Consider the following 3,563-nt stretch of genomic DNA (forward strand, 5'->3'; position numbering starts at 1 on the left):
CGCGCGTGCCCTGCGCCGCGAAACGCGTGCGCCATACACCGCGAGCCGCGCGAGCCATGCATTGCGAAACGCGCGGGCCCTGCACCCCGAGACAACGCAGCGGGGCGCGAACACAAAGAGGGCGCCGCGGAACCGCGGCGCCCCGAACAACGGCACCCGAAACCAGAGAGCGCGGGCGTCCGAAGCGTGCGGACGCGGCGCGCCCGCCGTCAGGCGTTTTGCGCGCGCTTCTTGAAGCGGAGAGCGCAGGAAAGGACCGTCTTGCGCAGGCGGATCGACTGCGGCGTGACCTCCACCAACTCGTCGCCGTTGATGAACTCCAGCGCCTGCTCGAGGTTCAGCGAGCGGCTCGGGGTCAGCCGGATCGTCTCGTCCGCCGCCGCCGCGCGCATGTTCGTCAGCTTCTTCAGCTTCGTGACGTTGCAGTCGATGTCGTCCTCGCGCGCGTTCTCGCCGACGATCAGCCCCTCGTAGACCTGCGCCCCCGGGCCGACGAACAGCTCGCCGCGCGACTCGAGGTGGTGCAGCGCGTAGGCCGTCGTCTCGCCGGCGCGGTCGGCGACCAGCGCCCCCGTCGTCCGGCGCACGATCTCCCCCTGCCAGGGCGTGAAGCCGACGAAGAGGCGGTTCATCACCGCCGTCCCGCGCGTGTCGGTCAGCATCTCCGAGCGGACGCCGAGCAGCCCGCGCGTCGTGACGTGGAACTCGACGCGCGCCCGGCCGGAGCCGTGGTTGACCATCTTCACGACCTTCCCCTTGCGCATCGCCATCTTCTCCATGACGACGCCGAGGAAGCTCTCCGGCAGGTCCACGACGAACAGCTCCAGCGGCTCCATCCGCTTGCCGTCCTCGACGTGGGTGATCACCTGGGGGTTGGACACCGAGAGCTCGAACCCCTCGCGGCGCATCTGCTCGATCAGGATCGCCAGCTGCAGCTCGCCGCGCCCCATCACCTTGAAGGCGTCGGTCGTGTCCGTCGGCTCGACCTTGATCGAGACGTTGGTCAGCAGCTCCTTCTCCAGCCGGTCCTTGATGTTGCGCGACGTCACCCAGCGCCCTTCCTTGCCGGCGAACGGGCTGCTGTTGACCGAGAAGACCATCGACAGCGTCGGCTCGTCGATCTGCAGCGGCGGGAGCGGGCGCGGATCGGCGGCCGAGGTGACCGTCTCGCCGATCGTCAGCCCCTCGATGCCGGCGAGGGCGACGATCTCGCCGCACGGCGCCTCGGGAACCTCGACGCGCGTCAGGCCGTCGAAGGTGTAGAGCTTGGTGATCCTGACCTGCCGCGGCTTCCCCTCGCGGTCCACGACCGCGGCGGCGTCGCCGACCCGCATCGTGCCGTCGAAGATCCGGCCGATGCCCAGGCGCCCGAGGTAGTCGCTGTAGTCGAGGTTCGCGATGAGGCACCGCAGCGTGTTGTCCGGCGACCCCGCGGGGGCGGGGATGTGCTCGAGCAGCGCGTCGAAGAGCGGCCGCAGGTCCTGGTCCTCGCCGTCCGGCGTCAGGCGGCAGGTCCCCTTCTTGGCGTTCGTGTAGAGCACCGGGACCTCGAGCTGGTCGTCCTCGGCGTCGAGGTCGATGAACAGGTCGTAGACCTCGTTGAGGACCTCGTCGGCCCGCGCGTCCTGGCGGTCGATCTTGTTGATCACCAGCACGACCGGCAGCTTCAGCTCCAGCGCCTTGCGCAGCACGTACCGCGTCTGCGGCAGCGGCCCTTCGGAGGCGTCCACGAGCAGCAGCGCGCCGTCCACCATCTTGAGCGCGCGCTCGACCTCGCCGCCGAAGTCGCTGTGGCCCGGCGTGTCCACGATGTTGAGCTTCGCGCCCTGGTAGTGGACGGCCGTGTTCTTGGCGAGGATGGTGATGCCCTTCTCGCGTTCGAGCTCGTTCGAGTCCATCACCCGGACCTGCACGTCTTGATTGGCGCGGAAGACTCCGCTCTGCCAAAGCATCGCGTCCACGAGCGTCGTCTTGCCGTGGTCGACGTGCGCAATGATCGCTACGTTCCTCAGTTGCATCTTCTTGGTTCCTTTCGTCGGCGGGATCGTATCCCGCCCCCGGTCCGTCCGCACGAAAGCTTGCCGGGCCGCCCCGGCCCGCTTATCCTCCCGCGATCCCAAAGGAGACCCGCCTCATGTCCGACCAAACCGAACTGCGCGTCGAGGACGGCAAAGTCGTCAGCCTCCGCTACACCCTCAAGAACGCGTCCGGCGAGCTGCTGGACGAGACCGGCGACGACGAGCCGCTGGAGTACCTCCACGGCGCCGACAACATCGTCGAAGGGCTGGAAGAGGCGCTCGCGGGCCGCGTCGTCGGCGACAAGCTCAGCGTCGTCGTCCCGCCGGAGAAGGGATACGGCGTTCGGGACGAGGACGGCGTGCAGAACGTGCCGCGCAACCTCTTCCCGAAGGAAGAGAAGCTCGAGACGGGCATGGAGTTCTGGACGCAGGACGAGGACGGCGACGAAATGCCGGTCTGGGTGACCAACGTCGCCGGCGACGTCGTGACGCTCGACCTGAACCATCCGCTCGCCGGCGTGACGCTCCACTTCGACGTCGAGGTGGCGGGCGTGCGCGACGCGACGAAGGAAGAGATCGAGCACGGCCACCCCTACGGCGACGACTGCGAAGGCGACTGCAGCTGCTGCCCCGGCCACGACGGGGAGTGACTCTTTGAGCGGGCGCCCCGGGCCGCGCCGCGGCCCGCGGCGCGCCGTTCGTCCATCGCCGCGGGGCGAGTTCGCCCCGCTCGCCCGGCTCGCCGCGCCGGTCGTCCTCGCCCAACTCGGCTGGATGGCCTTGGGCGTCGTGGACGCGCTCTTCGTCGGACGCCTCGGCCCGAACGCCCTCGCCGCGGTCGCGCTCGGCGATCTCTGGATCGTCGGCACGCTGCTCGCGGCGATGGGCGTGCTGATGGGGCTCGACCCGCTCGTCTCGCGGGCCCACGGCGCGGGGGACGGCGTCGGCGCGGCGCGCGCGCTGCAGCTCGGAACCGTCGCCGCCCTCTTCCTCGCGATTCCGCTCACCCTCCTCTGGACGCAGGCCGACCTCGCGCTGCGCCTCCTCGGGCAGACGCCGGAGCTGGCCGCCGCGGCGCAGGCCTACGTGTCGGTGCAGCTCTGGAGCGCCGCGCCGTTCCTCGTCTTCGTCGCCCTGCGCCAGTACCTGCAGGGACGTGCGATCATGCTCCCCGGCCTCGTCGTCGTCGTCGCCGGCAACGTCGTCAACGCCGTCCTCGACTGGCTGCTGATCTTCGGCCACTGGGGCTTCCCGGCGCTCGGCGTGCGCGGCTCGGGGATCGCCACCGGCGTGGCGCGCGTGGCGATGCTCGTCGTCCTCTTCGCGCTGGTGCGGATCTGGCGGCTGCACGAGGGGGCGTGGACGCCGTGGAGCCGCGAGGCGCTGCGGCCCGCCGAGGTGGGGCGCCTGCTCGCGCTGGGGCTGCCGATCGGCGCGCAGCTGATGCTCGAGATGTGGGCGTTCGCCGCGTCGAGCCTCCTCGCCGGATGGCTCGGCGCCGCCGCGCTCGCGGCGCACTCCGTCGCCCTCAAGCTGGCCAGCGTC

3 protein-coding genes are annotated in these 3,563 nt (G+C 70.5%); 2 read left to right on the plus strand and 1 reads right to left on the minus strand.

The window, feature by feature from the left end; genetic code table 11:
- Positions 1–209: 209 nt before the first annotated feature.
- Positions 210–2,018, minus strand: coding sequence for a translational GTPase TypA (typA, locus tag LLG88_09275; protein ID MCE5247092.1), 1,809 nt, complete (start codon positions 2,016–2,018; stop codon positions 210–212).
- Between the two features lie 116 nt (positions 2,019–2,134).
- On the opposite strand from typA, the gene LLG88_09280 reads away from it, so the two are divergent.
- The gene (locus LLG88_09280) at positions 2,135–2,668 is read left to right on the plus strand and encodes a peptidylprolyl isomerase (protein MCE5247093.1); all 534 of its coding nucleotides are present in this window, start codon (positions 2,135–2,137) and stop codon (positions 2,666–2,668) included.
- A gap of 4 nt (positions 2,669–2,672) precedes the next feature.
- Positions 2,673–3,563: MATE family efflux transporter (locus tag LLG88_09285; protein ID MCE5247094.1), on the plus strand; the 891-nt coding region annotated here is incomplete at its 3' end.

The sequence above is a fragment of the bacterium genome (assembly GCA_021372775.1).
GTDB lineage: Bacteria > Acidobacteriota > Polarisedimenticolia > J045 > J045 > JAJFTU01.